At 64.0% G+C, this 25,993-nt stretch carries 24 protein-coding genes; 15 read left to right on the forward strand and 9 right to left on the reverse strand.

Annotated elements, in window-relative coordinates:
• The first annotated feature begins 124 nt into the window (after positions 1–124).
• Positions 125–1,774 (forward strand): acyl-CoA dehydrogenase family protein, encoded by a 1,650-nt coding sequence (locus AC6H34_RS01830; protein WP_497537708.1) that lies wholly within the window; start codon positions 125–127, stop codon positions 1,772–1,774.
• A gap of 110 nt (positions 1,775–1,884) precedes the next feature.
• Here the strand turns inward: AC6H34_RS01830 and AC6H34_RS01835 are convergent, their stop codons facing one another.
• Positions 1,885–2,430: an invasion associated locus B family protein gene (locus tag AC6H34_RS01835; protein WP_497537709.1), complete on the reverse strand. Its 546-nt coding sequence runs from the start codon at positions 2,428–2,430 to the stop codon at positions 1,885–1,887.
• A gap of 355 nt (positions 2,431–2,785) precedes the next feature.
• Between AC6H34_RS01835 and coxB the strand changes: the two genes are divergently transcribed.
• From coxB to AC6H34_RS01890, 11 genes are all read left to right on the forward strand, one after another.
• Positions 2,786–3,658 carry a cytochrome c oxidase subunit II gene (gene coxB / locus AC6H34_RS01840; RefSeq protein WP_497537710.1) on the forward strand — a complete coding sequence of 291 codons (873 nt, stop codon included), beginning with the start codon at positions 2,786–2,788 and terminating at the stop codon, positions 3,656–3,658.
• 32 nt (positions 3,659–3,690) lie between these two features.
• On the forward strand, positions 3,691–5,328 hold the full coding sequence (ctaD, locus tag AC6H34_RS01845; RefSeq protein WP_497537711.1) for a cytochrome c oxidase subunit I: 1,638 nt from the start codon (positions 3,691–3,693) through the stop codon (positions 5,326–5,328).
• Positions 5,329–5,505: 177 nt separating this feature from the next.
• Positions 5,506–6,429 (forward strand): heme o synthase, encoded by a 924-nt coding sequence (cyoE, locus tag AC6H34_RS01850; protein WP_497539835.1) that lies wholly within the window; start codon positions 5,506–5,508, stop codon positions 6,427–6,429.
• Positions 6,426–6,671 carry a hypothetical protein gene (locus tag AC6H34_RS01855; protein ID WP_448146411.1) on the forward strand — a complete coding sequence of 82 codons (246 nt, stop codon included), beginning with the start codon at positions 6,426–6,428 and terminating at the stop codon, positions 6,669–6,671. Before cyoE ends, AC6H34_RS01855 begins: the two co-directional genes overlap by 4 nt.
• Before the next feature lie 9 nt (positions 6,672–6,680).
• Positions 6,681–7,283, forward strand: coding sequence for a cytochrome c oxidase assembly protein (locus AC6H34_RS01860; RefSeq protein WP_497537712.1), 603 nt, complete (start codon positions 6,681–6,683; stop codon positions 7,281–7,283).
• Positions 7,284–7,312: 29 nt separating this feature from the next.
• Positions 7,313–8,149 carry a cytochrome c oxidase subunit 3 gene (locus AC6H34_RS01865; protein ID WP_448146409.1) on the forward strand — a complete coding sequence of 279 codons (837 nt, stop codon included), beginning with the start codon at positions 7,313–7,315 and terminating at the stop codon, positions 8,147–8,149.
• Between the two features lie 62 nt (positions 8,150–8,211).
• Positions 8,212–8,589, forward strand: a complete 378-nt coding sequence (locus AC6H34_RS01870; RefSeq protein ID WP_497537713.1) for a DUF983 domain-containing protein — start codon at positions 8,212–8,214, stop codon at positions 8,587–8,589.
• A gap of 7 nt (positions 8,590–8,596) precedes the next feature.
• Positions 8,597–9,346, forward strand: coding sequence for an SURF1 family protein (locus AC6H34_RS01875; RefSeq protein ID WP_497537714.1), 750 nt, complete (start codon positions 8,597–8,599; stop codon positions 9,344–9,346).
• Positions 9,347–9,661: 315 nt separating this feature from the next.
• A complete protein-coding gene (thrC, locus tag AC6H34_RS01880; RefSeq protein WP_497537715.1) occupies positions 9,662–11,074 on the forward strand; it encodes a threonine synthase in 1,413 nt (470 codons plus the stop codon).
• Entirely contained in the window at positions 11,071–12,330 is a 1,260-nt protein-coding gene (locus AC6H34_RS01885) for a M16 family metallopeptidase (protein ID WP_497537716.1), read from the forward strand. The genes thrC and AC6H34_RS01885 overlap by 4 nt, the downstream gene beginning before the upstream one ends.
• A gap of 20 nt (positions 12,331–12,350) precedes the next feature.
• The gene (locus tag AC6H34_RS01890) at positions 12,351–12,938 is read left to right on the forward strand and encodes a GNAT family N-acetyltransferase (RefSeq protein WP_448146404.1); all 588 of its coding nucleotides are present in this window, start codon (positions 12,351–12,353) and stop codon (positions 12,936–12,938) included.
• Between the two features lie 256 nt (positions 12,939–13,194).
• On the opposite strand, the gene galU is transcribed toward AC6H34_RS01890, so the two are convergent.
• Positions 13,195–14,070, reverse strand: coding sequence for a UTP--glucose-1-phosphate uridylyltransferase GalU (galU, locus tag AC6H34_RS01895; protein ID WP_448146403.1), 876 nt, complete (start codon positions 14,068–14,070; stop codon positions 13,195–13,197).
• Positions 14,071–14,739: 669 nt separating this feature from the next.
• Between galU and AC6H34_RS01900 the strand changes: the two genes are divergently transcribed.
• Positions 14,740–17,622, forward strand: a complete 2,883-nt coding sequence (locus tag AC6H34_RS01900) for an EAL domain-containing protein (RefSeq protein ID WP_497539836.1) — start codon at positions 14,740–14,742, stop codon at positions 17,620–17,622.
• Positions 17,623–17,818: 196 nt separating this feature from the next.
• On the opposite strand, the gene AC6H34_RS01905 is transcribed toward AC6H34_RS01900, so the two are convergent.
• Positions 17,819–18,433, reverse strand: a complete 615-nt coding sequence (locus AC6H34_RS01905) for a YqgE/AlgH family protein (protein WP_448146402.1) — start codon at positions 18,431–18,433, stop codon at positions 17,819–17,821.
• Between the two features lie 178 nt (positions 18,434–18,611).
• Between AC6H34_RS01905 and AC6H34_RS01910 the strand changes: the two genes are divergently transcribed.
• Together AC6H34_RS01910 and AC6H34_RS01915 are read left to right on the forward strand one after the other, a co-directional pair.
• The gene (locus AC6H34_RS01910) at positions 18,612–19,436 is read left to right on the forward strand and encodes a protein-disulfide reductase DsbD domain-containing protein (protein ID WP_448146401.1); all 825 of its coding nucleotides are present in this window, start codon (positions 18,612–18,614) and stop codon (positions 19,434–19,436) included.
• Between the two features lie 34 nt (positions 19,437–19,470).
• Entirely contained in the window at positions 19,471–19,953 is a 483-nt protein-coding gene (locus AC6H34_RS01915) for a peroxiredoxin (protein ID WP_497537717.1), read from the forward strand.
• 102 nt (positions 19,954–20,055) lie between these two features.
• Here the strand turns inward: AC6H34_RS01915 and rnhA are convergent, their stop codons facing one another.
• The 6 genes from rnhA to AC6H34_RS01945 form a co-directional block, all read right to left on the reverse strand.
• Entirely contained in the window at positions 20,056–20,529 is a 474-nt protein-coding gene (gene rnhA, locus AC6H34_RS01920; protein ID WP_448146399.1) for a ribonuclease HI, read from the reverse strand.
• Positions 20,526–21,491, reverse strand: coding sequence for a homoserine kinase (locus tag AC6H34_RS01925; RefSeq protein ID WP_497537718.1), 966 nt, complete (start codon positions 21,489–21,491; stop codon positions 20,526–20,528). Before AC6H34_RS01925 ends, rnhA begins: the two co-directional genes overlap by 4 nt.
• Entirely contained in the window at positions 21,491–22,477 is a 987-nt protein-coding gene (gene ispH / locus AC6H34_RS01930; RefSeq protein ID WP_448151239.1) for a 4-hydroxy-3-methylbut-2-enyl diphosphate reductase, read from the reverse strand. Before ispH ends, AC6H34_RS01925 begins: the two co-directional genes overlap by 1 nt.
• A 233-nt stretch (positions 22,478–22,710) precedes the next feature.
• The gene (locus tag AC6H34_RS01935; protein WP_497537719.1) at positions 22,711–23,502 is read right to left on the reverse strand and encodes an ATP-binding cassette domain-containing protein; all 792 of its coding nucleotides are present in this window, start codon (positions 23,500–23,502) and stop codon (positions 22,711–22,713) included.
• Positions 23,502–24,488: an ABC transporter permease gene (locus AC6H34_RS01940; protein ID WP_448146396.1), complete on the reverse strand. Its 987-nt coding sequence runs from the start codon at positions 24,486–24,488 to the stop codon at positions 23,502–23,504. Before AC6H34_RS01940 ends, AC6H34_RS01935 begins: the two co-directional genes overlap by 1 nt.
• A gap of 274 nt (positions 24,489–24,762) precedes the next feature.
• Entirely contained in the window at positions 24,763–25,773 is a 1,011-nt protein-coding gene (locus AC6H34_RS01945; protein ID WP_497537720.1) for a substrate-binding domain-containing protein, read from the reverse strand.
• Positions 25,774–25,993 lie beyond the last annotated feature (220 nt).

Here is a 25,993-nt window from a genome sequence, read left to right on the forward strand (position 1 = left end):
GGGAGGAGGCTTTCGCCGCGGCATATAGGCCGTTCCGACGACCGAGGAAACAGATATCGCCGTCACACCCTCGCCATGGACTCTCCCCCACGGTAATCTGGACCGTGCACGCAGGAGGCCGGGCATGATTGCGCAGGATCCGATCAGCGACTTGCCGACCCACCAGGTCGCAAACCAGGTTCCGCCCCTGATCGACTACAATCTGTTCGAAACCAATCCCGGATTGCGGGAAGCGATCAGGCGCGAGGGAGCCGGCTGGGCCGAGGACGCCGCCCGTGCCTTCGGGGCCGCGATCGGCACGGCGGATGCCATAGTGCTCGGCGAGGCGGCCGATCGCCATCCCCCGGAGCTTCACAGCTATGATCGCTTTGGCCAGCGTATCGATTTCGTCGAGTACCACCCTTCCTATCACGCCTTGATGGCACGGGGCCTGGAAGCCGGCATCCATTCCCTTCCGGCTTCGGGGCAGCCGGGAGCATTCGTTGCCCATGCCGTCTTGGAATACATGCTCACGCAGGTCGAGCCCGGCGTCTGCTGCCCGATCACCATGACGGGTGCCAGCCTCGCCGTGCTCAGGCACAACGAGCCGCTCCACAAGGAGTGGGCGCCGCGCATCCTCGCCAATGCCTACGATCCGGCATCGAGGCCCGTCGCGGCCAAGCGCGGCGCCACCATCGGCATGGCGATGACGGAGAAGCAGGGCGGCTCCGACGTCAGGGCCAACACGACCCGGGCCGTGCCCCTCGGCGGCGAGCACTACGAGCTCACCGGACACAAATGGTTCTGCTCCGCGCCGATGTCCGATGGCTTCCTCACCCTCGCCCAGGCACCGGGCGGGCTCACCTGCTTCTTCACGCCGCGCTGGCGGCCCGATGGCAGGCGCAACCCGGTCCTGATCCAGCGACTCAAGGACAAGCTCGGCAACCGGTCCAACGCCTCGGCAGAGATCGAGTATGCGGGAGCGCTGGCCTGGCGCGTCGGCGACGAAGGTCGGGGTGTCGCCACCATCATGGCCATGGTCAACCAGACCAGGCTCGATGCGGCTCTCGTCTGTGCCGGCATGATGCGCCAATGTGCCGTCCAGGCGGTCCACCACGCCGCTCATCGCAAGGCCTTCGGCCGGCTTCTGATAGAGCAGCCCCTGATGCAGCCTGTCCTGGCGGACCTCGTCCTGGAAGCAGAGGCGGCGACCACCCTCGTCATGCGTGTGGCCCGCGCCTTCGACGGGGCTTCGCCGGAAGAAACGGCCTTTGCCCGCATCGGCGCAGCCATCGCCAAGTTCTGGGTGACCAAGCGCCTGCCCAACCACAGCTATGAGGCGCTGGAGTGCCTGGGCGGCAACGGCTTCGTCGAGGACGGCCCCCTTGCGCGCTTCTACCGGGAAGCCCCCGTCAATGCGATCTGGGAAGGCTCGGGCAACGTCAACGCTCTCGATGTCTTGCGCGCGCTCGCGCGCGAGCGCGCAGTCGAGGAGGCATTACGGACCGAACTCGAGGCGGCGCGGGGGCACGACGGTGCATATGACCGCTTCGTCGCCCAGATTGGAGACGCGTTGCGCGACCTCGCCACGGCCGAGGGACGGGCCCGCAGGCTGGTCGAGGACCTGGCGCTGGGTCTGCAGGCATCGCTGCTGCTGCGCCACGGGCCTGCAGCGGTGGCGGAAGCTTTCGTCGCCGGGCGACTCGGCGGCGGCATGCGGGGCTGCTACGGCGCGCTGCCGGCAGGGCTGAACCTGGAATCGATTCTGGAGAGGGTCCCCGGGGGCGGCCCTTGACCTTCCGGGGAGCGCGCAAGCCTGGAACAGCAATAGCCGAGTGCCGTCTTGGAGCCCCTATGCTTGCTGACAGGAGGATGGCGATCGGTAGCCACCACTCCGTCATCCCCTCACTTCAGCTCGTCGAAACCTTCGCCAAAGCCTTTCAGCGTCAGGGGAATTCCGATTCCATCCTCCGGTGTCTGGAAGATGATGAAGGTCGCCTCCTTGCCGTTGCGCAGCATGCCGATCTGCGCATCGTCGAGCACGATGTCGGCAAGGCAGCCGGTAGGCATGCAGCGCACGAAACCGGCGCGGCCGACATCCTGGTTATCGATCTTCAGGCCGAGGCCGGCCGGCAGCAGGACGCCGAGCGGCGCTATCACCCTCAGCAGGCGGCTTTTCTGGTCGGCGGTACGCAGGACGAGGACGGACAGCGCGATGTTCGGGCGATCGGAAGCCGTGACGGCCTGGACCAGGGCGCATTGCTCGCGCTGGGCACCGGGCGGGGTATCGCAGCGGACCTGCCAGTTGTCATGCTTGGAGCGCAGCGCGCCATACTGTTCCGTGTCGTTCTGGGCCTGCGCGGTTCCGGCGAGAGCACCGGCCAGCAGGAGGCCGGCAAGAGACAGACCCGCAAGACGTCGCAAGGGCGCCCACAGGGCATTATTCAGCATATGTGCCAGCAAGTTATGTCCTCGCCGAATCAGGGCCCGCGGGCCCGCTTTGGAACTCAGCCGCGACGGGTACCAGACAGGCCCGGCCTGTCAAGGACGCTGCCGTGACGGTGCGGGAACCAGCCTGCAGACAGTCTGTGGCGCTTTCGCGCCCAATTGCCGCACAAACGCGTGACTCCCAGCCATTGCGATGCGCTGTGGATTGTGGTTTTTGAGTGACCGTGTGCTTTACATGAGTTCCAATCCGTGAAATCTGCGCGCCAGATAAACTACGATTGGCGCTCAAGGGCCGGCACCGTGCCAAGGTGACGTATCTCGGGCACCGGCGACTGGCGGGGAATTGGAGAGAAGGCGGATGGCTTTCCATCTTAAGAACAAAATGGGCTGGGCGGCGGCGCTGTCGTCCCTGGCATGGGGCCTCATGCTGGGCACGGCCTTCGCCCAGGAGAGCGGGGGACTGGGCGAACCCCAGCCCTGGCAGACCGGCCTTCAGGAAGCCGCCACCCCCGTGATGGAGTACATTCGCTGGTTCCATCACTACGTGCTCTGGTACTTCCTGGTCCCGATCACCGTGTTCGTGGCGGGCCTGCTTCTCTACGTGGTCTTCCGCTTCAACAAGAAGGCCAATCCGGTTCCCTCCAAGGTCACGCACAATACGGGCCTGGAAGTGGCATGGACCGTGCTGCCGATCCTGGTGCTGGTTTGCATCGCGCTGCCTTCCTTTAAGCTGCTTTACATGGAAGAGGTCATTCCGAAGGGCGATCTCACCATCAAGGCCACGGCCAGCCAGTGGAGCTGGGACTACGAATATCCGGATAACGGCGACTTCACCTACACCTCCACCATGCGCCGCGACGAGGACAAGGTGAAAGCCGAGGGCAAGCCCTGGCTGCTCGCCGTCGACAACGAGCTGGTGGTGCCGGTCAACAAGACGGTGGTCGTGCAGGTCACATCGACCGACGTGATCCATGCCTTCTCGGTCAATTCCTTCGGCATCAAGATCGATGCCATTCCCGGCCGCCTGAACGAAACCTGGTTCAAGGCGACCCGCGAAGGCTGGTATTATGGCCAGTGCTCGCAGCTCTGCGGCCATGACCACGCCTTCATGCCGATCGCCGTGCGCGTGGTCAGCGACGAGGAGTTCCAGAAGTGGGCCGCAAGCAAGAAGACCGCCCTGAACGGCGGCAGCCCCACGAAGGTCGCTTCGGCGGCCGCTATTGTACAGTAACGGCCTGACGGCTCGACTAGAGGATACCAAAGATGGCCACTGCCCCCGATGCATCGGTGCATGACGACCATGCCCATGATGATCATGCGCATGATCATCCGACCGGCTGGCGCCGTTACGTATATTCGACCAACCACAAGGACATCGGCACGCTGTACCTGATCTTCGCGCTCGTCGCGGGCATCATCGGCGGCTTCCTGTCGGTCATGATGCGTGCGGAACTCGCCGTGCCTGGCCAGCAGATCTTCTCCAACGCCTATACGTTCAACGCCTTCGTGACGGCCCATGGCCTCATCATGATCTTCTTCATGGTGATGCCGGCAATGATCGGTGGTTTCGGCAACTGGTTCGTGCCGATCATGATCGGCGCGCCCGACATGGCCTTCCCGCGCATGAACAACATCTCGTTCTGGCTGCTGATCCCGGCGATCGGCCTCCTGATCATCTCGATGTTCGTTCCCGGCGGCCCCGGCCCGACCGACTACGGCGTCGGCACCGGCTGGACGGCCTATCCCCCGATGTCCTCGCTCACCGGCACGCCCGGCCCGGCCATGGATTTCGCGATCCTGGCACTGCACCTCGCGGGTGCCTCGTCGATCCTGGGCGCCATCAACTTCATCACCACCATCTTCAACATGCGCGCGCCCGGCATGACGCTGCACAAGATGCCGCTGTTCGCCTGGGGCGTGCTGGTTACCGCCTTCCTGCTGCTGCTGTCGCTGCCGGTCCTCGCCGGCGCCATCACCATGCTGCTGACGGACCGCAACTTCGGGACCGCCTTCTTCGACGCCGCCCATGGCGGTGATCCGATCCTGTGGATGCATCTGTTCTGGTTCTTCGGCCACCCCGAAGTCTACATCCTGATCCTTCCCGGCTTCGGCATCATCAGCCACATCATCTCGACCTTCTCGCGCAAGCCGATCTTCGGCTATCTCGGCATGGCCTACGCCATGGTCGCCATCGGTGTCGTCGGCTTCGTCGTGTGGGCCCACCACATGTACACCGTCGGCCTCGACGTCGACACGCAGGCCTACTTCGTTTTCGCCACCATGGTGATCGCGGTGCCGACGGGCGTGAAGATCTTCTCCTGGATCGCCACGATGTGGGGCGGCTCGATCGACTTCAAGGCACCCATGGTCTGGGCGACGGGCTTCATCTTCCTGTTCACCATCGGCGGCGTGACCGGCGTGATGCTGGCCAATGCCGGCGTCGACCGCTCGCTGCACAACACCTATTACGTGGTGGCCCACTTCCACTACGTGCTGTCGCTGGGCGCCGTTTTCGCCATCTTCGCCGGCTGGTACTACTGGTTCCCGAAGATGTTCGGCTACGTCATCCCGGACTGGATGGGCCAGGTGCATTTCTGGATCGCCTTCATCGGCGCCAACATGCTCTTCATGCCGCAGCACTTCCTCGGCCTCGCCGGCATGCCGCGCCATGTCGTCGACTACAATCCCGCCTTCGCCGGCTGGAACTTCGTCTCCTCGCTCGGTGCCTTCATCTTCGCCGCCGGCGTGATCTGGTTCCTCTATGTGAACTGGTACGCGCTCTTCAAGCACAAGGAAAAAGCCGCGGCCAATCCCTGGGGCGAAGGCGCCACCACGCTGGAATGGACGCTGTCCTCCCCGCCACCGTTCCACCAGTTCGAGACCCTGCCCCGCATTCGCTGAGCACCTCGAACGAAGAACTTTCGAGGGCGGCCGCAGCAGCGGCCGCCTTCTCGCCTCCCGACGGGAGGGCATCGGTTTCTTCCTCGAGCCTTCGAGCGACGAAGGTTCAAGCAAGAAACGTCAAGCACCAACGGGCCACCATCCGGGCCTGGCAAGAAGGAAACAGCGTTGACCGATATCGGCATGCCCACGAACGGCCACACAGACGAGGCTGATTCCGCGATCAGCATCGCCTCGGCGGGCGATTTCGTGGCCCTGCTCAAGCCGCGCGTGATGTCTCTCGTGGTCTTCACGGCACTCACCGGCATGGTGATGGCGCCGGTTCATATCCATCCCGTGGTGGGCCTGGCTGCCCTGATCGCGATCGCGGTTGGCGCCGGGGCCTCGGGCGCGCTCAACATGTGGTACGACGCGGATATCGACGCTGTCATGAGCCGCACGCGCAATCGCCCGATTCCGGCCGGCCGCGTTGATCCCAATGAAGCGCTCACCTTCGGCATCATCCTGTCCTGCGCCTCGGTACTCGTGCTCGGCGTCTTCACCAACGCCCTCGCCGCGGGGCTGCTGGCCTTCACCATCTTCTTCTACGTCGTCGTCTATACGATGTGGCTGAAGCGCTGGACGGCGCAGAACATCGTCATCGGCGGCGCGGCGGGCGCCCTGCCCCCGGTCGTCGCCTACGCGGCAGCCACCGGAACCGTGTCCGTCGAAAGCCTGGTGTTGTTCGCCCTGATCTTCATGTGGACGCCGCCGCATTTCTGGGCGCTGGCCCTGTTCAAGTCGGGCGACTACGAGAAGGCCGGCGTGCCCATGCTGCCGGTCGTGTCGGGTGCCCGCGAGACCCGCAGGCAGATCCTGATCTACACCGTGCTGCTCGCACCCATCGGCATGTTGCCCTGGTTCCTCGGCTTCGCGCACTGGACCTACGGCATCGTGTCGGGTCTCGGAGGCCTCGGCATGCTCTGGCTGGCCATCGACATCTGGCGCAAGCCCGACGACATGGCTCCCGCCAAGCGCATGTTCGGCTATTCGATCCTCTATCTCTTCGTGCTGTTCGCCTGCCTCCTGGGCGAAGCCGTCATTGCGAGGATAATGGCATGATGAGCAACCATCTGTGGTTCGTCGGCCCGGCGCTTATCGTCCTGGTGCTGATCATCCTGTTCCGCCCTCTCGCCTACCAGCGCCCGCCCCGGGACAGCTGGATGGCCAAGCTCCCGCCGGACCAGGCGCGCAGGCTCCACTGGCGCAGCATCGCGCTCGCGGGCGCCCTGATCGCCTTCGTGCTGCTGGTCTACGCAGTGAGCTTCGTCAAGGGCCCCGGCATCGGCGACCAGGGATTCTGAAGGATGAGCATGCCCGAACGCCCCCAGGCATCCAAGCCCAAGGCCAGCAACGGCCTCATCGCCGTGTGCTGCGTGGCTTTCGTGGCATCCATGGTCGGTGCAGCCTATGCGGCAGTGCCGCTCTACAGCCTGTTCTGCAAGGTTACGGGCTTCGGCGGCACGACGAGGGTGGCCGAAGCGGCGCCCGCCCAGACCATCGACCGCGGCTTCGAAGTGCGTTTCGATTCCAACATCAATCCGGCCTTGCCCTGGAAGTTCGAGCCCGAGCAACGTTCGGTGACGGTGAAGGCCGGCGAGGTCAGGACGGTCTATTACAGGATCACCAATCTCTCCAACGAAACCACCTACGCCTCGGCCGCCTACAATGTGACGCCGCAGGAGACGGGGGCCTACTTCTCGAAGATCCAGTGCTTCTGCTTCACCAGCCAGTCCCTGGCGCCGGGGGAGAGCCGTGAGCTGCCCGTGGTCTTCTTCGTCGATCCTGCGATCGACAAGGTGGATTATCTCAGGGGCGTGAAGACAATCACGCTTTCCTATACCTATTATCCGGCGAAGCCACCCGTGACTCCTGTCGCGACGGCAGAGCCGAGCAAGACGAAACCGCAGTTGTAAATCCGGGCGACCGGCATCTGGAGAAAGCCATGGCTCACGCCAAGAACCATGATTACCACCTCGTCAATCCGAGCCCTTGGCCGTTTGTCGGCTCGATGTCGGCTTTCGTCCTGGCCATCGGCCTGATCACCTGGATGCACCACTACTCGGCCGGCCCTCTGGTATTCGGCGTCGGCCTGATCGGCGTTCTCTACACCATGATGATGTGGTGGTGGGACGTCATCAAGGAAGCGGCGGAAGGAGACCACACTCCGGTCGTGCAGCTCCATCACCGTTACGGTATGATGCTGTTCATCGCCTCGGAGGTGATGTTCTTCGTCGCCTGGTTCTGGGCCTATTTCGACGTCGCCCTATTTCCCGGCGAAGCGCAGGAAGTCGCCCGCACGGCATTGACCGGCGGCGTCTGGCCGCCCAAGGGCATCGAGACGCTCGATCCCTGGCACCTGCCCCTGCTCAATACGCTGATCCTTCTCACCTCCGGCACGACGGTGACGTGGGCGCATCACGCCCTGCTCGAAGGTGACAAGAAGGGCCTGCGCAACGGGCTCATCCTCACCGTTATCCTCGGCCTGCTTTTCACGGCCTGCCAGGCCTATGAATATGCCCATGCGCCGTTCGACTTCTCGGGCCATATCTACGGTTCGACCTTCTTCATGGCGACGGGCTTCCATGGTTTCCACGTGATCGTCGGGACGATCTTCCTGGCTGTCTGCTTGTGGCGAGCCAGCCTGGACCAGTTCACGCTACGCCACCATCTCGGCTTCGAATTCGCCGCCTGGTACTGGCACTTCGTCGACGTGGTCTGGCTGTTCCTGTTCGCCTGCATCTATATCTGGGGCCATGGCCCCGGCGGCGTGCACGGCTGAGCCCGGCATAGCAGTTGTTGAGGCGGCCGGGATTACCCGGCCGTTTCAGTTTGGAGAACCCCATGTCGCAGGACCACCACTACGCGCCGATTTCGCCGTTCCGGACCGGCCCGCGCGGCCTCTGCCCGCGCTGCGGCCAGGGCAAGATGTTCGCCGGCTTCATCAGCCTGAAGCCGAAATGCAGCGCTTGCGGCCTGGATTACAGCTTCGCGGATTCGGGCGATGGCCCGGCCGTACTGGTCATCCTGGTCGCCGGCTTCATCATCCTGGGACTGGCACTCTATGTCGAGTTCACCTTCTCGCCGCCGATCTGGGTGCACATACTGCTGTGGCTGCCTCTCTCGCTGATTGTGTGCCTCTCGCTGCTGCGCGTGATGAAGGGCATTCTGGTCGCCTTGCAATACACCAAGCAGGCGGCCGAGGGCCGGCTCGAGCAGTGAGCCGAGCATGACCGCGCCCGCGCCCCGGCAGCGTTCGCTGCTGATTCCCACCCTGTTCATGCTGGCGATGGGCGCCTTCCTCGTGGCGCTCGGCGTGTGGCAGCTGGAGCGGCTGCAGTGGAAGGAAGGCCTGATTCGCGAGGTCAGCGAGCGAACCACCGCTGCTCCGGTTGCTCCTCCAGCGGAGGCGCAGTGGCCGAGCCTGACGCGGGACGATGTCGAATATCGCCATTGGCAGGTCAGCGGCGTTTTCGACCACTCCAAGGAGATTCGCTCCTTCACCAATCTTCCGGACGCAAAAGGGCCGCAGAAGGGCGTCGGCTATTGGGTGCTGACACCGCTTGTTCGCGATGACGGCTCGACCATCCTGATCAATCGAGGTTTCGTGCCAGAGAGCGGCAAGGATCCAGCGACCCGACAGGCAGGCCTCGTTGCGGGCCCTGTCACCATCGCCGGCCTCGCCCGGTGGACGGAGGACCGCAACTTCTTCACCCCGGCCGACAACCCCGCCACCGGCGATTGGTTCACCCGCGACATCGAGGGAATCGCCAGGGCGGAGAAGCTGCTGCATGTCGCCCCCTTCTTCATCGACGCGGACCAGAGCGCACCGGGGGGCCTGCCGCAGGGTGGAGAAACCATCCTCTCCTTCCCGAACAATCACCTGCAATATGCGCTGACCTGGTTCGGGCTCGCCATCGGCCTGCTGGCCGTCTACGTCGTCCTCATCCTGCGACAGCGGCGCGGCAAGGACGCTTAGGGACAACGAGACGGCGATACGCGCCTTGCCCACACGCGTCATGCGGATTACAGGATGGAACTCAGAGCATGATGCAAGTGGATCGGGGCCGAACGGCCTCTCGCCGAGGCCGGAATGCTTCGTCATTCAGGCTGGAGTGAAGCGGAAAACCGGGATCCCATGAACGCCCGCGTTCGTGGTTTCGAGGATCTTCAGCCGCCGTCCTGCAAACTGGACGTTTGTTTGCGAGAATGGCGACAGTACCCGGGAGCGATCTTCATGCCCCGAACTGCCTGGACCAGGCTGCCGTGAGCCGGCACCGAAAAGGATAGACCCGTGCGTTATATTTCCACCCGGGGCGAAGCACCCGTCCTCGGCTTCTGCGATGCCCTTCTCGCCGGCCTTGCCCGTGATGGCGGCCTTTATGTGCCGCAGACATGGCCTGTCCTCTCGCATGCCCAGATCGCTTCCTTCGCGGGCAAACCTTATTGGCAGGTGGCCGAAGCGGTGATCACCCCTTTCGTGGGTGACGAGATCGCTCCGCAGGCGCTGCGCCACATGCTGCAGGATGCCTATGCCAGCTTCGATCACCCGGCCGTCGCGCCCTTGGTGCAGATCGGCGACAATCTCTTCGTGCAGGAGCTGTTCCACGGCCCGACGCTCGCCTTCAAGGACGTGGCGATGCAACTCCTCGCCCGCCTGATGGATCACGCCCTCAAGGCCCGCAACAAGCGCGCCACCATCGTGGGCGCCACCTCCGGCGATACGGGCAGCGCGGCGATCGAGGCCTTCCGCGGGCTCGATCAGGTCGACATCGTCATCCTCTATCCGCATGGCCGCGTCTCCGATGTACAGCGCCGGCAGATGACCACGGTCGATGCGCCCAATGTTCATGCCGTGGCGCTCGAGGGCAATTTCGACGACTGCCAGGCCCAGCTGAAGGCGATGTTCAACCATCTCGAGTTCCGCGACGAGATCGGCCTGTCGGGCGTCAACTCGATCAACTGGGCCCGCATCGTGGCGCAGGTCGTCTATTATTTCACGGCCGCGGTGGCGCTCGGAGCCCCGCACAGGCCTGTTTCCTTCTCGGTGCCCACCGGCAATTTCGGCGACATCTTCGCCGGCTACGTCGCCAAGCGCATGGGCCTGCCGATCGAGCGCCTGCTGATCGCCACCAACGTCAACGACATCCTGGCGCGCACCGTCGCCACCGGGGTCTACGAGGCGCGCGGCGTGGTCGAGACGACGTCGCCCTCGATGGACATCCAGGTTTCCTCCAATTTCGAGCGCCTGTTGTTCGATGCGCATCGCCGGGATCCGGTCCAGGTCCGGCGACTGATGGCGAGCCTTGCCCAGTCCGGCGCCTTCGTGGTCGACGGCGCTGCCTATGACACGATCGCGGACGAATTCGACGCGGAACGCGCCGACGAGGAGGAGGTCGCCAAGGCTATCGGCCTGGTCTGGCGCAGTTGCGGCTATCTTCTCGACCCGCATACCGCCGTGGGCGTCGTTGCGGCCTGGAAGTCCGAGACCGACCGCAGCGTACCGATGGTGGTGCTCGGCACGGCCCATCCGGCAAAGTTCCCGGCCGCGGTGAAGGCCGCCTCCGGCGTCGAACCCAAATTGCCGGATTTCCTCGCCGATCTCCACGAGCGGCCGGAGCACTTCACCGTGCTCCCGAACGACCAGGGCGCCATCGAGGCCTTCGTACGCCAGCATTCGCGCGCCGCACAGGGTGAAGCGGCATGAGTGTCGAAGTCACCAGGTTGCCGTCGGGCCTCACCATCGTCACCGATGCCATGCCACATCTCGAAACCGCCTCGCTTGGCGTGTTCGCCGGTGCCGGCGCGCGCTCGGAAGGCGAGAAGGAGCATGGCCTGGCCCATCTGCTCGAGCATATGGCCTTCAAGGGAACACGGAGCCGGGATGCCAAGCGCATCGCGGAGGAGATCGAGAACGCGGGGGGCGAACTCAACGCCGCCACCTCCGGAGAACAGACCGCCTACTACGCCCGCGTGCTGAAGGAAGACGTTACCCTCGGCTTCGACATCCTGGCTGACATCCTCACGCAGTCGGTCTTCGACAAGCAGGAACTGGCGCGGGAGAAGAACGTCATCCTGCAGGAAATCAGCGCGGCCGAGGATACGCCGGACGACCTCGTGTTCGACATGTTCAACCAGGCCGCCTTTCCGGGCCAGCCGATCGGCCGTCCGATCCTCGGCACGCCGGAAACGGTGATGTCGTTTGATCGCGGGGCCATTCAAGCCTATCTCGATACGCATTATCGTGCCGGCCGGATGGTCGTGGCGGCCGCCGGAGCCGTGAATCATGGCCGCGTCGTCGAGGATGCCGCCCGCCTGTTTGCCGGCCTTCCCGACGGCAGCGGCCCGGCGCCTTCAGCGGCGACGTATCAGGGCGGCGAACATGTCGAGGAGACCGATCACGAGCAGGCCAATGTGCTGATCGGCTTTGGCGGACGTTCCTATCGCGATGAGTTGAGTCCTGCACTCGGGGTCTTCACCAATATCCTCGGCGGAGGCATGTCGTCCCGGCTGTTCCAGGAAGTGCGCGAAAAGCGCGGCCTGTGCTACTCCATCTATGCCTTCCAATGGGGCTATTCGGATACCGGCGTGTTCGGCATCTCGGCCGGTGCAGGCCCGGACGATTTGCAGGATCTCGTTCCGGTGATACTCGACACGGCCGGTGCAACGGCGCAGGCGCCGGGCGAAGCGGAGATCGCACGGGCCAAGGCGCAGATGAAGGCAGGCCTCCTGATGGCGCTCGAATCCTCCTCCATGCGGGCGGAGCAGATGGCGCGCCATATCCTGATCTGGGACCGCCCCCTGCCCCCATCGGAACTGATCGCCAAGATCGACGCAGTCACCGTGGACGACGTGCGCAAGGCCGGGGAAGCCCTGCTGGCCTCGACCCCGACCCTGGCCGCCATCGGCCCTGTGAAGAAGCTCCCCCGCCTCGACAAGATCCGGACCAGGTTGGCAGCATGACCGGCGAGGATTTTTCCTGAATGTCCTTCCTGCGGCCGTTCTCCTTTACGGATGTGCTGCCTCCCATCCAGGGCCGCAGGGTGGAATTGCGTGCGCCGGAGATGCGCGATTTCGAGGCATGGGCCGCCCTGAGGGCGGCAAGCCGCGAATTCCTGCGCCCCTGGGAGCCGACCTGGCCGCCGAATGACCTCACCCGCATGGCCTTCCGCGCCCGCCTGAAGCGCTACAGCCAGGATGTGCGGGCTGACGCGGCCTATCCCTTTTTCATCTTTCGCCAGAGCGATGGCGCGCTGGTGGGCGGCCTCACTCTCGGTCAGATTCGCCGCGGCGTGGCCCAGACCGCCTCACTCGGCTACTGGATGGGCAAGACCCATGCTGGCCAGGGCTATATGAGCGACGCCGTTCGTGCCGTACTGCCCTACGCCTTCAATGGTCTGCGGTTGCGCCGCGTCGAAGCGGCATGCCTGCCGGAGAACGAGCCCTCGATTCGCTTGCTGGAACGGGTTGGCTTCATTCGTGAGGGCTATGCGCGATCCTATCTGTGCATAGCCGGCGCCTGGCGGGACCATCTGCTCTACGCCATCCTGGCGGATGATCCCATACGCTGAACCGAATGCGTTTGGGCCGAGACTCTTTTCCTGGAGTCGCAGGCAGCCTTGCCCTCGGTGCTGACTTTGCAAGGGAGACGCCGGATTGGAGTGGCGGTCTCCGACCGCCATCTCGGAAACGTCGCATCGGCCGGACTGGAAGGCGTCGGCTCTCGACCGCAACTTCGAGTTCCAGCCGCTTTCGGCCGGATAACCCGCCACACAGGAAGGGCGCCTTCCGTATCCGAAAGACGCCCTTCGATGTAGTGCAGTCCCCTTAGGCCAGGAGGGCCTTCAGTTCCGCCTTCAGTTCGTCGCCGAGCCCGTCGCGCTCCAGGGCATAGGCGACGTTGGCGGTGAGGAAGCCGATCTTCATGCCGCAGTCGAAGATGCGACCCTTGAAGACGGAGCCGTAGAATTTCTGCTGCTGGGCCAGCTTCAGCATGGAATCGGTGAGCTGAATTTCACCGCCCGCACCGCGCTCCTGCTTCTCCAGAAGACCGAAGATCTCAGGCTGCAGGATGTAGCGGCCTGAAACGGCAAGGTTCGACGGGGCCGTACCCTTCTTGGGCTTCTCCACCATCTGGGTGATCTCGAAGGCGTTGCCACCTACGCCTTCGCCCTTGCCGACGATGCCGTACTGATGGGTCTGGTCCTCCGGTGCCTCGAAGACGGCGATGTGGTTACCCCCGACCCGGTCATAGGCCTCCACCATTTCGGCGAGGCAGCTCTTGCCCTTGCTGTGATGCAGCATGTCGGGCAGCAGCAGGGCGAAGGGCTCGTCGCCGATGATGTCCCTGGCACACCACACGGCATGGCCGAGACCAAGCGGGGCCTGCTGGCGCGTGAAGCTCGTCTGCCCGGCGCCCGGGAGGCTTCGCTGCAACTCCTCATAGGCTTCCATCTTGCCCCGCTCCTTGAGCGTGGCGTCGAGTTCGTAGGCGATGTCGAAGTGATCCTCGATGACGGCCTTGTTGCGGCCGGTGACGAAAACGAAGTGCTCGATGCCGGCCTCGCGGGCTTCATCCACCACATGCTGGATGACCGGCTTGTCCACCACTGTCAGCATTTCCTTTGGTACGGACTTGGTTGCGGGCAGGAAGCGGGTGCCGAGGCCGGCGACAGGAAACACTGCTTTACGAATGCGCGTCATGAGAAACCTTCGATAGACCCCGAGGGGACCTTGTTGTTCCAGAGGCAGTTGTGACCTCCCCGGGGGGAGATGCGAGCCGACCCTATCGACACTCGATACGAGCGGCAACCGGGAGGCGGTCAAGAAGCATGGAGTTCGACGAGAGCAAAGCGTGTCGGGTAGAAACGCCGCTTTTCTCTAACTCTTTGTTTTTCGACGCGTCTTTGCGTTTTGCCGATTCCGCCAAAACGCAAAACGCTCTAGAGGTGAACGATCTTGGCTGGAAAATGAAAACAGGAGGGTGCAATCTGCGGTGTCGCTATGCGCGCCCTTCTCATCTCGCCTCTCTTCATCTCGTCAAACCTCGATTCCCGGTTCATGGCAGGCCAAGGGGGCACGCCCGACTTTAATGCCAAAAAAGTGGTACTCTCGCAACGAGAGAGCTCAACCATAAGAATTACTGCGAAATATTTCAAAGATAAGACAAGCTCCGGCGCCGCCATCGGTCCGAATTCCGCGGCGCATCATTCCGGTTGACGTCCTCACGAATCCGAAAGGCTGCGGCTTGCCCATTTTGCCATAGCTGGCTACTGGTTCTCGACACAATCGAGTGGCAGTGGGGTAGGCCCGTCAAGGATAAAGGACCGGAGGCTGGTGCGGGGGTGCCAAACTCTGGCTGGAGATCGCATGTTGCAGTTCATTCGCGTATTCGCAGCCGCCATGGTCATGATGCTCGTCATGGCCATTGTCGGTGGCGCCGCGCATGCACTAGAGCCGGTTTCGGTGAATGGCGATGTCGATGCGATCGACCTCCTGCCTGCCGTCGAGAGCTATTCCAGCCAGGGCGATCGCATCCAGATCCAGACGGCGCCAGGGGCCGACGGCATCGTGCGCCGCATCGAGGTGCGCTCCAAGCAGCCAGGTACCAATCCGCACTGGATCGTCTTCGCGCTGGCCAACACCACGGACGAACAGATCGATCGCATAGTCGTGGCCCCGCATTTCCGCCTTGTCGGATCGGGGCTGGTCTGGCCGGACCTCGGCGCCTCTCGCATAGCCGAAATCACGCCGAGCCAGGGCTTCCAGCCTGAGCGCCAGGACGACGACGATGCGGATGTCTTCCGAGTCACGCTGGACCCGGGCTCGCGCATCACCTTCGTGGCGGAACTGCGCACCGCGAAGCTGCCGCAGCTCTATCTATGGGATCCCGACGCCTACAAGGACAAGGTCAACTCGCTGACGCTCTACAAGGGCATCGTGCTCGGCATCGCCGGCCTGCTGGCGCTCTTCCTCACGATTGCCTTCGTGGTCAAGGGTACGGCGATGTTCCCGGCGGCGGCGGCGCTGGCCTGGGCGGTGCTGGCCTATCTCGCCATCGATTTCGGCTTCCTGCACAAATTCCTGGCCATCGCACCCGACGGCGACAGGGTCTGGCGAGCCGGCGCCGAGGCGGTATTCTCCGCGACATTGCTGGTCTTCCTCTTCGCCTATCTCAATCTCAATCGCTGGCACGTGCGCTACAGCGTGGTGTCCGCGCTCTGGCTGGTGGCGCTGGCCGCCCTCGTCGGCCTCGCGGTCATCAACGCACCGGTTGCGGCCGGCGTCGCCCGCATCTCTATCGCCACGCTCGCCGTGGTGGGTCTCCTGATCATCCTCTTCCTGGCCTTCTATGGCTATGACCGCGCCGTGATGCTCATCCCCACCTGGACGTTGCTGCTTGGCTGGGTGGCGGCGGCGGGGCTGACCATCATGGGCCATCTCACCAACGACCTCGTACAGCCGGCGTTGACGGGCGGCCTGGTGCTGGTGGTGATGCTGATCGGCTTCACGGTGATGCAGCACGCCTTTGCCGGCAGCGCCTTCGCGCCCGGCCTTATGACGGACACCGAGCGCAAGGCCCTCGCGCTCACCGGCTCCGGCGATGTGGTCTGGGACTGGGACGTCCCCGCGGACCGCATCTATGTCAGCCCCGAGGCCGACCAGTTGCTCGGCGTGGCCCCCGGCGCCCTCGACGGACCTGCCAGCGGCTGGCTGGAACTCGTCCACATCTTCGACCGGGACCGCTTCCGCACCGCGCTCGATGCGGTCATCGACCAGCGCCGCGGCCGCGTCAGTCAGGATTTCCGCATCCGCGCCGCCGATGGCCACTACATGTGGCTGAACCTCAAGGCCCGCCCCGTGGTCGGCTCCGACGGCGAAGTCGTGCGCTGCGTCGGCACCGTCTCCGACATCACGGAGCAGAAGACGGCTGAGGAACGGCTCCTGCATGATGCGGTGCGGGACAACCTCACGGGCCTGCCCAACCGCGAGTTGTTCACCGACCGCCTGGAGACCGCCCTCACCTTCGCCAAGAACGATCCGTCCATCAAGCCGACGGTGCTGCTGCTGGATCTCGACCGCTACAAGCAGGTCAACGATGCCGTGGGCCACTCCGTCGGGGATTCCATCCTTCTCACGGTCTCGCGCCGCCTTTCGCGCCTCCTGAAGCCGCGTGATAGCGTCTGCCGCATCTTCGGTGACCAGTTCGGCATGCTGCTGCTCTCGGAGCCCGATCCCGAGCGCATCTCGGCTTTTGCCGAAGCGATCCGCCGGTCGTTGCGCGCGCCGGTCGCCGTCGCCGACCGCGAGATCTTCCTCACCGCCTCGATCGGCATAGCCACCTACGATCCCCAGGCTCCGGTAAAGGCGGATGAGCTGATCAAGGATGCCGAGATCGCGATGTATCACGCCAAGAAGATCGGTGGCGACCGCATCGAGGTTTTCCGCACCGCGCTGCGGGTCGAGCGCCCCGACCGTTCGTCTCTGGAAGCGGATCTACGACGCGCCATCGAACGCGATGAACTGAAGGTGCTGTTCCAGCCCGTGGTTCACCTGCAGGATCGTACGATTGCCGGCTTCGAGGCCATCGTGCGCTGGGAGCATCCCAAGCTTGGCCGCCTGCCGCCCGCCGAGTTCAACGTCATGGCCGAGGAAACCGGCCTAATCGTCGATGTCGGTCTGTTCGTCCTCGATCGCATCGCCCGCCAGCTCTCGATCTGGCAGCGTCTCGTCGAAGTCGACCCGCCGCTCTTCGGCATGGTCAACATCTCCAGCCGCCAGTTGCTGAGGCAAGACCTGGTGCAGGACATCAAGGCGGTGATGGCGCGCGCCGGCATCGAGCGCGGCTCGCTCAAGCTGGAAGTGTCCGAAAGCCTGGTGATGGAGAATCCGGAATATGCTGCCCAGATCCTGGCTCAGCTCTCGGATCTGGGCGTGGGACTCGCGATGGACGGCTTTGGCACGGGTTATTCGAGCCTGTCCTATCTGCAGCGTTTTCCCTTCGACATGCTCAAGATCGACCCGAGCTTCGTGAAGCCGGACAGCCGCGGCCGGCCGGTGATCCTGAAATCCATCATCGGCATGGCGGGAGACCTCGGCATGGAGGTCATCGCAGACGGCGCCGAGATCGATTCGGATGCCGAGGAATTGGCCGAGCTTGGCTGTCAGTTTGCCCAGGGCGAGGCCTTCGGCGATCCGGTTACGGCGGAAGAAGCACGACGCCTGATCGCGGGGCCCGTACGCTTGAGAGCGTAAACCGGGATTGCCGGCATCTTGCCGGCTCTTGGAAACGACGAACTTACGGAAAGAAGCGCCCGCCGCACGTCCGCGGTGCCGGAAAGGCTCCCAGCGCAAAACGTTTTGCGTTTTGACGGAATCGGCAGAACGCAAAGACGCGTCGAAGAACAAAGAGTTGGAGAAAAGTGGCGTTTCTACCCAAACGCGCTTTGCACTAGGCGTGGCCGGCGTCAGGCGAGAACATGCCCGGCTCGATACCGAGCTTCTTCAGCGCGCGGAGATACTTCGTATCCACATCGGCGTCGAAGAGCAGCGCCGCGTCGGCATCGCAATGGAGCCAGCCATTGGCCTGGATCTCGCGCTCGAGCTGGCCTGGCTGCCAACCGGCATAGCCGAGCGCCAGCAGGGCCTTCTCCGGTCCCTCGCCGAGCGCGATCGAGCGCAGGATATCGAGAGTCGCGGTTAGGCAGATATTGTCCTCGATCGGCATGGTCGAATTGTCGATGAAGACATCGTTTGTGTGAAGCACGAAGCCCCTGCCGGACTCGACCGGCCCGCCATTGACGATGCGGATCGGTTCCCCTCGCGGGGCCCTCAGATCGGACAGGCCTTCGATGACCCCGAGTTGCTTCAGCAGGTCGGGAAACTTGATGTTCTTGGCAGGCTGATTGACCACGATACCCATGGCGCCTTCGGCCGAATGCGCGCAGACATAGATGACGGCACGGGCGAAGCGTTCATCATGCTGCAGCACGGGCGTGGCCACGAGCATCTTGCCGTCGAGAAATCCGCCGGAAGAATCATTGCCGAAGGGAATGTAGCTCTTCATGCCGTAATCGTGCCGCATCGAACCGGCTTTGTTAAGGCATAATTTTGGTCAACCATGGCGAAGCAGCATCCCCTCTTTGGCGACTTCACGAGGGGGTAACGCCTTCGTGGCTGGTACAATAAACCATTCGCAGCTATCCGTTTGCGATATCTGGCCCTCGAATCTCGACCCTGGATTGATGCGTAGCCTCGCCCTTGCCGCCCTCACCATAGCCCTGATGGGCCCGTCCGCCGCCGCTCTCGCCGCCGAGGCATCGGCGTGGTCCGCCGTGGATGGCGCCGCCATCCGCCTGCTGCCCGGCAACGCACCGGCAAACGGCCCCGCAGGCCTGGAGATCCGGCTCGACGAGGGCTGGAAGACGTATTGGCGCAGCCCCGGCGATGCCGGCATTCCTCCGACCTTCGACTGGTCGAAGTCGGAGAATCTCGGCGGTGTAGCCGTGCTCTGGCCCGCCCCTTCCCGCTTTGACGACGAGGGGGGCTCCTCCGCCGTCTACAAGGACGACGTGGTGCTGCCGCTGAAGGTGACGGCGGCCGATCCCACCCGGCCCGTGAGGCTCGTCCTTTCACTGGACTATGCGATCTGCCACGAGATCTGCGTTCCGGCCAAGGGCAGCGCCGAGCTCACTCTCGCGCCAGGGGCACAAGGCGGGGAAGGCGCCGATGCCATCGCCGAGGCCGGGAAGCGCATCCCCAAAGAGGAGGCGATCGGCGCCGATGGGCCGTCCGCAATCAGCAAGGTCACCCTCGACACCTCCGTCAGGCCGGCAAGGCTGACCATCGACGTGAAGGCACCGTCTGCTTCCTCGCTTTTCGTGGAGGCGCCGGCGAAATGGTATCTACCGATGCCGAACCCCGCTCCGGGTGCCGACAAGGCTAACCCGCAGCAATTCGTCCTTCAGCTCGACGGATTGCCGAAGAATGCCACGCTCGGCGGAAATGAACTTCGCTTCACGCTCTCGACTGGCGGGGGCGGCATCGAAAGCCTATATCGTTTGCCGTAACCCCGCGATCAATCCCTCCCCAATGGAGACTCACGTGACGATCAAGCCCGGCGACAAGCTTCCCGAAGTGACGTTCCGCGTCGTGACGCAGGACCAGCCCGCGCCCCGTACTACCTCCGACATCTTCGGCGGCAAGAAGGTGGTCCTGTTCGCTGTTCCCGGCGCCTTCACGCCGACCTGCCATCGCAACCACCTGCCGGGTTATCTGGAACACTACGATGCGTTCAAGGCCAAGGGTGTCGATACCGTGGCGGTAACGGCCGTCAACGACGTCTTCGTCATGCAGGCCTGGGCCAAGGCCACGGGCGGCCTCGGCAAGATAGAATTCCTCGCGGACGGCAGCGGCGAATTCGCCAAGGCGACCGGCATGGAGCTCGATCGCGTGGCCGCCGGCCTCGGCACGCGCTCCCAGCGCTACGCCATGCTCGTGGAGGACGGCGTGGTGAAGGTTCTGAATCTCGACGACGGCGGCAAGCTGGATATCTCCGGCGCGGACACCATCCTGCAGGCGCTCTAAGCGGGATATCGGGACTGCCCCGAGTGGACGGGCATCGCGCCCGTTCTACTCTTCTTCCAAGCCGTCGTTTCCAGGAGCGGGCAAGATGCCCGCGTACCCGGATCAGGACAGCGCAGCGGCGCGGTCGCGCTTTTCCTGCAGATAGGGCGCCATGCCCTCGCGGGCCAGCAGGTCGGCCTCCTCGTTGAGGGGATGGCCAGCGTGCCCCTTCACCCAGTGGAACTCCACTTCATGGCGTTCCAGCGCGGTATCGAGGCGGCGCCAGAGGTCCTCGTTCTTCACCGGCTTCTTGTCGGCGGTGCGCCAGCCGTTGCGCTTCCAGCCATGGATCCAGCCGGTAATGCCGTTCTTCAGATATTGGCTGTCGGTATGCAGATCCACTGTGCAGCCGCGTTTCAGCGCTTCCAATCCCTCGATCGCCGCCTGCAGTTCCATGCGATTGTTGGTGGTCTCGAGCGCCCCGCCCTTCAGCGTCTTGCGATGCTCGCCGAACATCAGGATCGCCCCCCAGCCGCCCGGCCCCGGATTGCCGGAGCAGGCACCGTCCGTATAGAGCGTCACCTTCTTTTCCGTCATAGATCGAATCCGTATTCGGCCGGGCTGGTGACGCGCTGATGGAAGCGCAGCTTCTTCCAATATTCCAGCGGATCCTTGGGCTTGACGAGGGCGCCCGCCGGCACGTTGAGCCAGTCGACCAGCCGGGTGAGCATGAAGCGCAGGGCCGAACCGCGCGCGAGCACGGGAATGGCGTTCATCTCGGCATCCGAAAGCGGCCGCACCGCGCGGTATCCTGCCAGCAACGCCCGCCCCTTCGTGGCGTTGTAGGCATGGTCGGACTCGAAGCACCAGGCATTCAGGCAGATCGCAACGTCATAGGCCAGAATGTCGGTACAGGCGAAATAGAAATCGATCAGGCCCGAGAGCCTACCCTTGAGAAAGAAGACATTGTCGGGAAAGAGATCAGCGTGGATGACCCCGTTGGGCAGGCCTTGCGGCCAATGCCGCTCATGGAAGGCGATCTCTTCGGCGATGGTGGCGGCAAGGCCTTGCAGCACGCTGTCGGCCCGGCCGTCCGCCTGGCTCGCTAGTGTCTGCCAGCCCGCAAGGGAGAGGGCATTCGGCCGGCTCATCGGGAAGGTGATGGTGGCGTTGTGCATGGCGGCGAGCGCCCTGCCGACGGCACCGCAATGCTCTACATTCGGCCGCTTGATCCACACGCCCTCAAGGAACGAAATGATGGCGGCCGGACGACCTGCGAGTTCGCCCAGCACCTTGCCGTCGCGCCGGTGAATCGGCGTCGGGCAGGTCACGCCGCTCTTCGAAAGATGCTCCATCAACTCCATGAAGAAGGGCAGATCCGTCCGGTTCACCCGCTTCTCGTAAAGGGTGAGGATATAGGCCCCCTTCTCGGTTCGAAGGATGTAGTTGGTGTTCTCTACCCCTTCGGCAATGCCCTTGCAGGCCAGGACGCCGCCAATATCGTATTGGGCGACGAAACCGGCGAGATCCTCATCATTGACTTCGGTATAGACGGCCATCAGCGCGCCACACTTTCAGGCTGGCGCAGATCGCCGGTCCTCAGATCCCGGGGCAAGGGAAAGAACACGCTCTCGTCCGCCGTCGAAACGGTCTCGACCGTTATGACATAGCGCTCGGCGAAGGCGTCGAGAATCTCCTCCACCAGGACCTCGGGTGCGGAAGCGCCGGCGGCCACGCCGAGCGAGGCAAGATTGCCAAAGCGGCTCCAGTCGATGTCGGACGCCCGCTGCACCAGTTCCGCGATGACGCAACCCGAGCGCTCCGCGACCTCCCGCAGGCGCTGCGAATTGGATGAGTTCGGGGCGCCTACCACGATGAAGGCTTCCACCTGCGGCGCCACGGCCTTCACCGCCTCCTGGCGATTGGTCGTGGCATAGCAGATGTCCTCCTTGTGCGGCCCCACGATGGCGGGGAACCGCGCCTTGAGCGCCTCCACGATGTCGCGGGTATCGTCCACGGAAAGCGTGGTCTGCGTGACATAGGCAAGCGCCTGCGGATTGGCCGGCTCAAAGGCGGCGACATCGGCCACCGTCTCGATCAGGCGCACCGCGCCCTCCGGCAGCTGGCCCATGGTGCCGATCACCTCCGGATGGCCGCGATGGCCGACGAGCACGATCTCGCGACCCCGCTTGTAGTGGATCTCGGCCTCGCGATGAACCTTGGTCACCAGCGGGCATGTCGCGTCGATGGCGAAAAGATTGCGCGCCTGCGCGGCGGCCGGAACAGACTTGGCCACGCCATGAGCCGAGAAGATTACCGGCGCCCCGGTCTGCGGCACCTCGTCAAGTTCCTCGACGAAGATCGCGCCCTTCGCCTTAAGGTTCTCGACGACATATTTGTTGTGCACGATCTCATGGCGCACATAGACGGGCGGGCCGTAGATCTTGAGAGCCTGCTCGACGGCGTCGATGGCCCGCACCACGCCGGCACAGAAGCCTCGGGGCGAACAGAGCAGGATCTTGAGCGCGGGTTTTTCAGCAGTCATCACGCGCCGGATATGGGGCTCATGAGCGAGGCGCGTCAAGCGAATCCTGGGATCGCGGACATCTTGTCCGCCGCCCGAAAACGGTTTACCCACGCGACGGAAAAGGCGGATGAAAGCCTTGCAGGCGCTCGAATTGCAGGAAAGAGCACGGCATTGGACCAGCGTCTGCCAAGGCCTCGTTTCCAGGAACAGCGGCCGGAGACCGCCACTCCTGTCCCGCGATCCCGGGGCCGCTAGCCGCGCTTCTCGAAGTCCTCGACCTTCGCGGCGCCGGTCATGATCGCCACCACGTCGGCCATGGAATGGGTCTTCGGACTCACCACCGCGGCCCGCTTGCCGAGCCGCATGATGTGGATGCGGTCGGCGAGTTCGAACACATTCGGCATGTTGTGGCTGATCAGCACCACCGGCAGGCCGCGGTCCCTTATGGTGCGGATCAGTTCGAGCACCTGGCCGGTTTCACGCACGCCGAGAGCGGCGGTGGGCTCGTCCATGATGGCGAGCTTCTTGGCGAACAGCGCCGCCCGCGCCACCGCCACGCCCTGTCGCTGGCCACCCGAGAGGGCCTCGACGGCGTTATGGATCGAGGGAAGGCGGAATTTGAGCTCCGCCATCGCCTTCCTGGCCTCCTCGCGCATCTTGCGCTTGTCGAGGCGGCGGAACACGGTGCCCGGGATACCCGGCATGCGCAGTTCGCGGCCGAGGAAGAGGTTCGAGGAAATGTCGAGCGCGGGCGCCACGGCGAGGTCCTGGTAAACCGTCTCGATGCCGCGGTAGCGGGCGTCGAGCGGGCCCCTGAAATGCACCTGTTCGCCGTCGAGCAGGATCTCGCCGCTGTCGGGCCTCAAGGCGCCGGTGAGCGCCTTGATGAGCGAACTCTTGCCGGCGCCGTTGTCGCCGACGACGGCAAGGATTTCTCCCCTGCGCAGTTCGAAATCGACGCCGTCGAGAGCCGTCACATGGCCGTAGCGCTTCACGACATTGCGAGCCTCGAGGATGACCTCGCCGGGAGCGTTGGTGTTCATCAGCGCCTCCCGCGCGAGAGCTGGTCGAAGGCCACGGCCACGATGACCAGGATGCCTGTGATCAGGTCCTGCCAGAGCGGATCGATTCCAGCGAGAGTCAGGCCGTTGCGCAGCACGCCGACGATCAGCGCGCCGATCAGGGTACCGAGAAGCCCTCCGCGTCCACCGAACAGCGAGGTGCCGCCGATAACGACCGCCGTGATCGAATCCAGGTTCGCCGTCTGGAGGGAATTCGGATCGGCGTTGGGAATCCGGCCCAGCGCCAGCCAGGCGGCAATGCCGTAGATGAACCCGGCCAGCACGTAGACCGAGAGGAGATGCCGGCGCACGGGGATGCCGACGAGACGCGCCGCCTCGGGATTGTTGCCGATGGCATAGACGTGCCGGCCCCATTTGGTCTGGTTCAGCACATACCAGACGATGACGTAGAGCAGGAGCATGGCGATGACGCCATAGGTCACCACGAAGCCGAAAACTCTTTCGCCGTTGCCGGTCCACGACAGGAATTCATCGTCCACGGGAAAGGCTCCGCCGGCCGAGATGAGGCGCAGGGCCGCGGTGATGATGCCGAGTGTGCCGAGGGTGACGATGAAGGGCGGCAGCCTCAGGCCGCTGATCAGTCCGCCGGCCACGGCGCCGCAGATCGTGCAGAGCAGAACCGCGAAGGCCATGGAGAGCACGGGATCGTAGCCGGTATCCGCCATCTTGCCGGCAACGATCGTGCCGAGCACGCAGATCGCGCCGACGGCAAGATCGATCCCCGCCGTGAGGATGATGAGCGTCTGCCCAATCGCCAGCGTGCCGACGACGACCGTCTGCTGGAGGATCAGGGAGATATTCTGCAGCGCCAGGAAACGGTCGTTGATGCTGGTGAAGATGACGCAGAACACCGCCAGCACCAGGAAAGGGCCGGCTGCGGGCGTTGCGAAGATGCGGGCGAGGAGGCTGCGCTCCTTTTCGGGCGCCGATACGGTGGTCGTGCTCATCAAATCCTCGACTAGGCCGATATGAGGATTGGTCGGGGAACGAAAGTCTCCCCGGAAGGGACTGCCGGTGCCAGGACGCTGTCCGGGAAGGCACTGGAAGCAGGGTGATGCTCGTTATTGCGAGTGCGGCGAAGCACTGGCGATATCTTCAGTGCCTCTCTCCGCTTCGCCGGACAGGCATTCTCGACGTCGGTGCGAAGGCAGAGGGCATGCCGGCCTCGAAGGCCGGCATGCGGAAGGAAGCGGCGCCGGTCACGGGACCGGCGCGCCGGACTCACTCGCCGCCCCAGCAGTTCTTGAGACCCCAGGCCGTATCCTTGGACTCGAGGCCCTTCATCGGCTTGTCGCTGATCAGTTCCGAGCCGGTGTTGATGAAGCCGGTCGGCTTCTTGCCCGACTTGGCATACTCGGCCACCGCATCCACGCCAGCCACCGCCATCTTGTAGGGGAATTGCATCACGGTGGCGGCCACCTTGCCGGACTTGACGTCCTTCACGCCCTGGCAGCTGCCGTCGATCGAGGTCAGCATGACTTCCTTGGCCTTGCCGAAGGACTTCAGCGCGGCATAGCCACCCGCGGCCGCAGGCTCGTTGATGGTGTAGACCACGTTGATGTCGCCATTCTTCGACAGGAGGTTCTCCATGCCGGTCTGGCCCTTGTCCTGCGCACCGTTGGTGATGGCGGAACCGGCGATGACCGGATCGCCTTCCTTGATGCCGAAGCCCTGAAGATAGCCGTTATGCCGGAAGGTATCGACGGTGCCGCCCGGCGTGCCGTCGAGCATCGCGAGCACGGGCTTCTTGTCGCCGAGCGCCGCCTTGGCATAGGAGCCCTGCTTGACGCCGGCTTCGAAATTGTCGGTGGCGTAGGTTGCATCCACGGCATCGGCGGGATCCGTGGCGGTATCGAGGGCGATCACGAGGATGCCGGAATCGCGCGCCTTCTTGATGATTCCGAGCATGCCGGTGGAATTGTTGGGCGTTACGAGGATGCCCTTGGCGCCGGCGCTGATGAGATCCTCGATGGCGGCGACCTGGCCTTCATTGTCGCCATCGAACTTGCCGAAGCGCGCGATCAGCTTGAGACCTTTCTTCTTGGCCTCCGCCTCGGCGGCCTGGCGCAGCTTCACGAAATAGGGATTGACCTCGGTCTTGGTGACGAGGCCCACGATCACCTGATCGGCTGCCCTGGCCGTATCGGCGGCGGTGAAGGATACCGCAAGGCCGAGAGCGGCCGTGGTCAGCAGGGCGGTGGTGGACAGACGGCTCGGACGAAATGATGGCATGGAATCCTCCCAGGGTTTTATGGTTGGAGCTTGTCGCTCTCTTCTCGATGATGGCCTTGCGAGCGAAGGCAGGCGATTAATGCATCATCGCTGAATGAATGCAAATATATTTTGATTGTTTTTAGGCATAACAACCGTGCCTGTCTGTCGGCGCCAATTCGAGGCGCGGGCCTTCCTGCCGCATCATTGGAAATGGCGCATCTGCGGGCTCGGGACGAGG

It is taken from the genome of Labrys sp. ALF-8, from assembly GCF_059699065.1.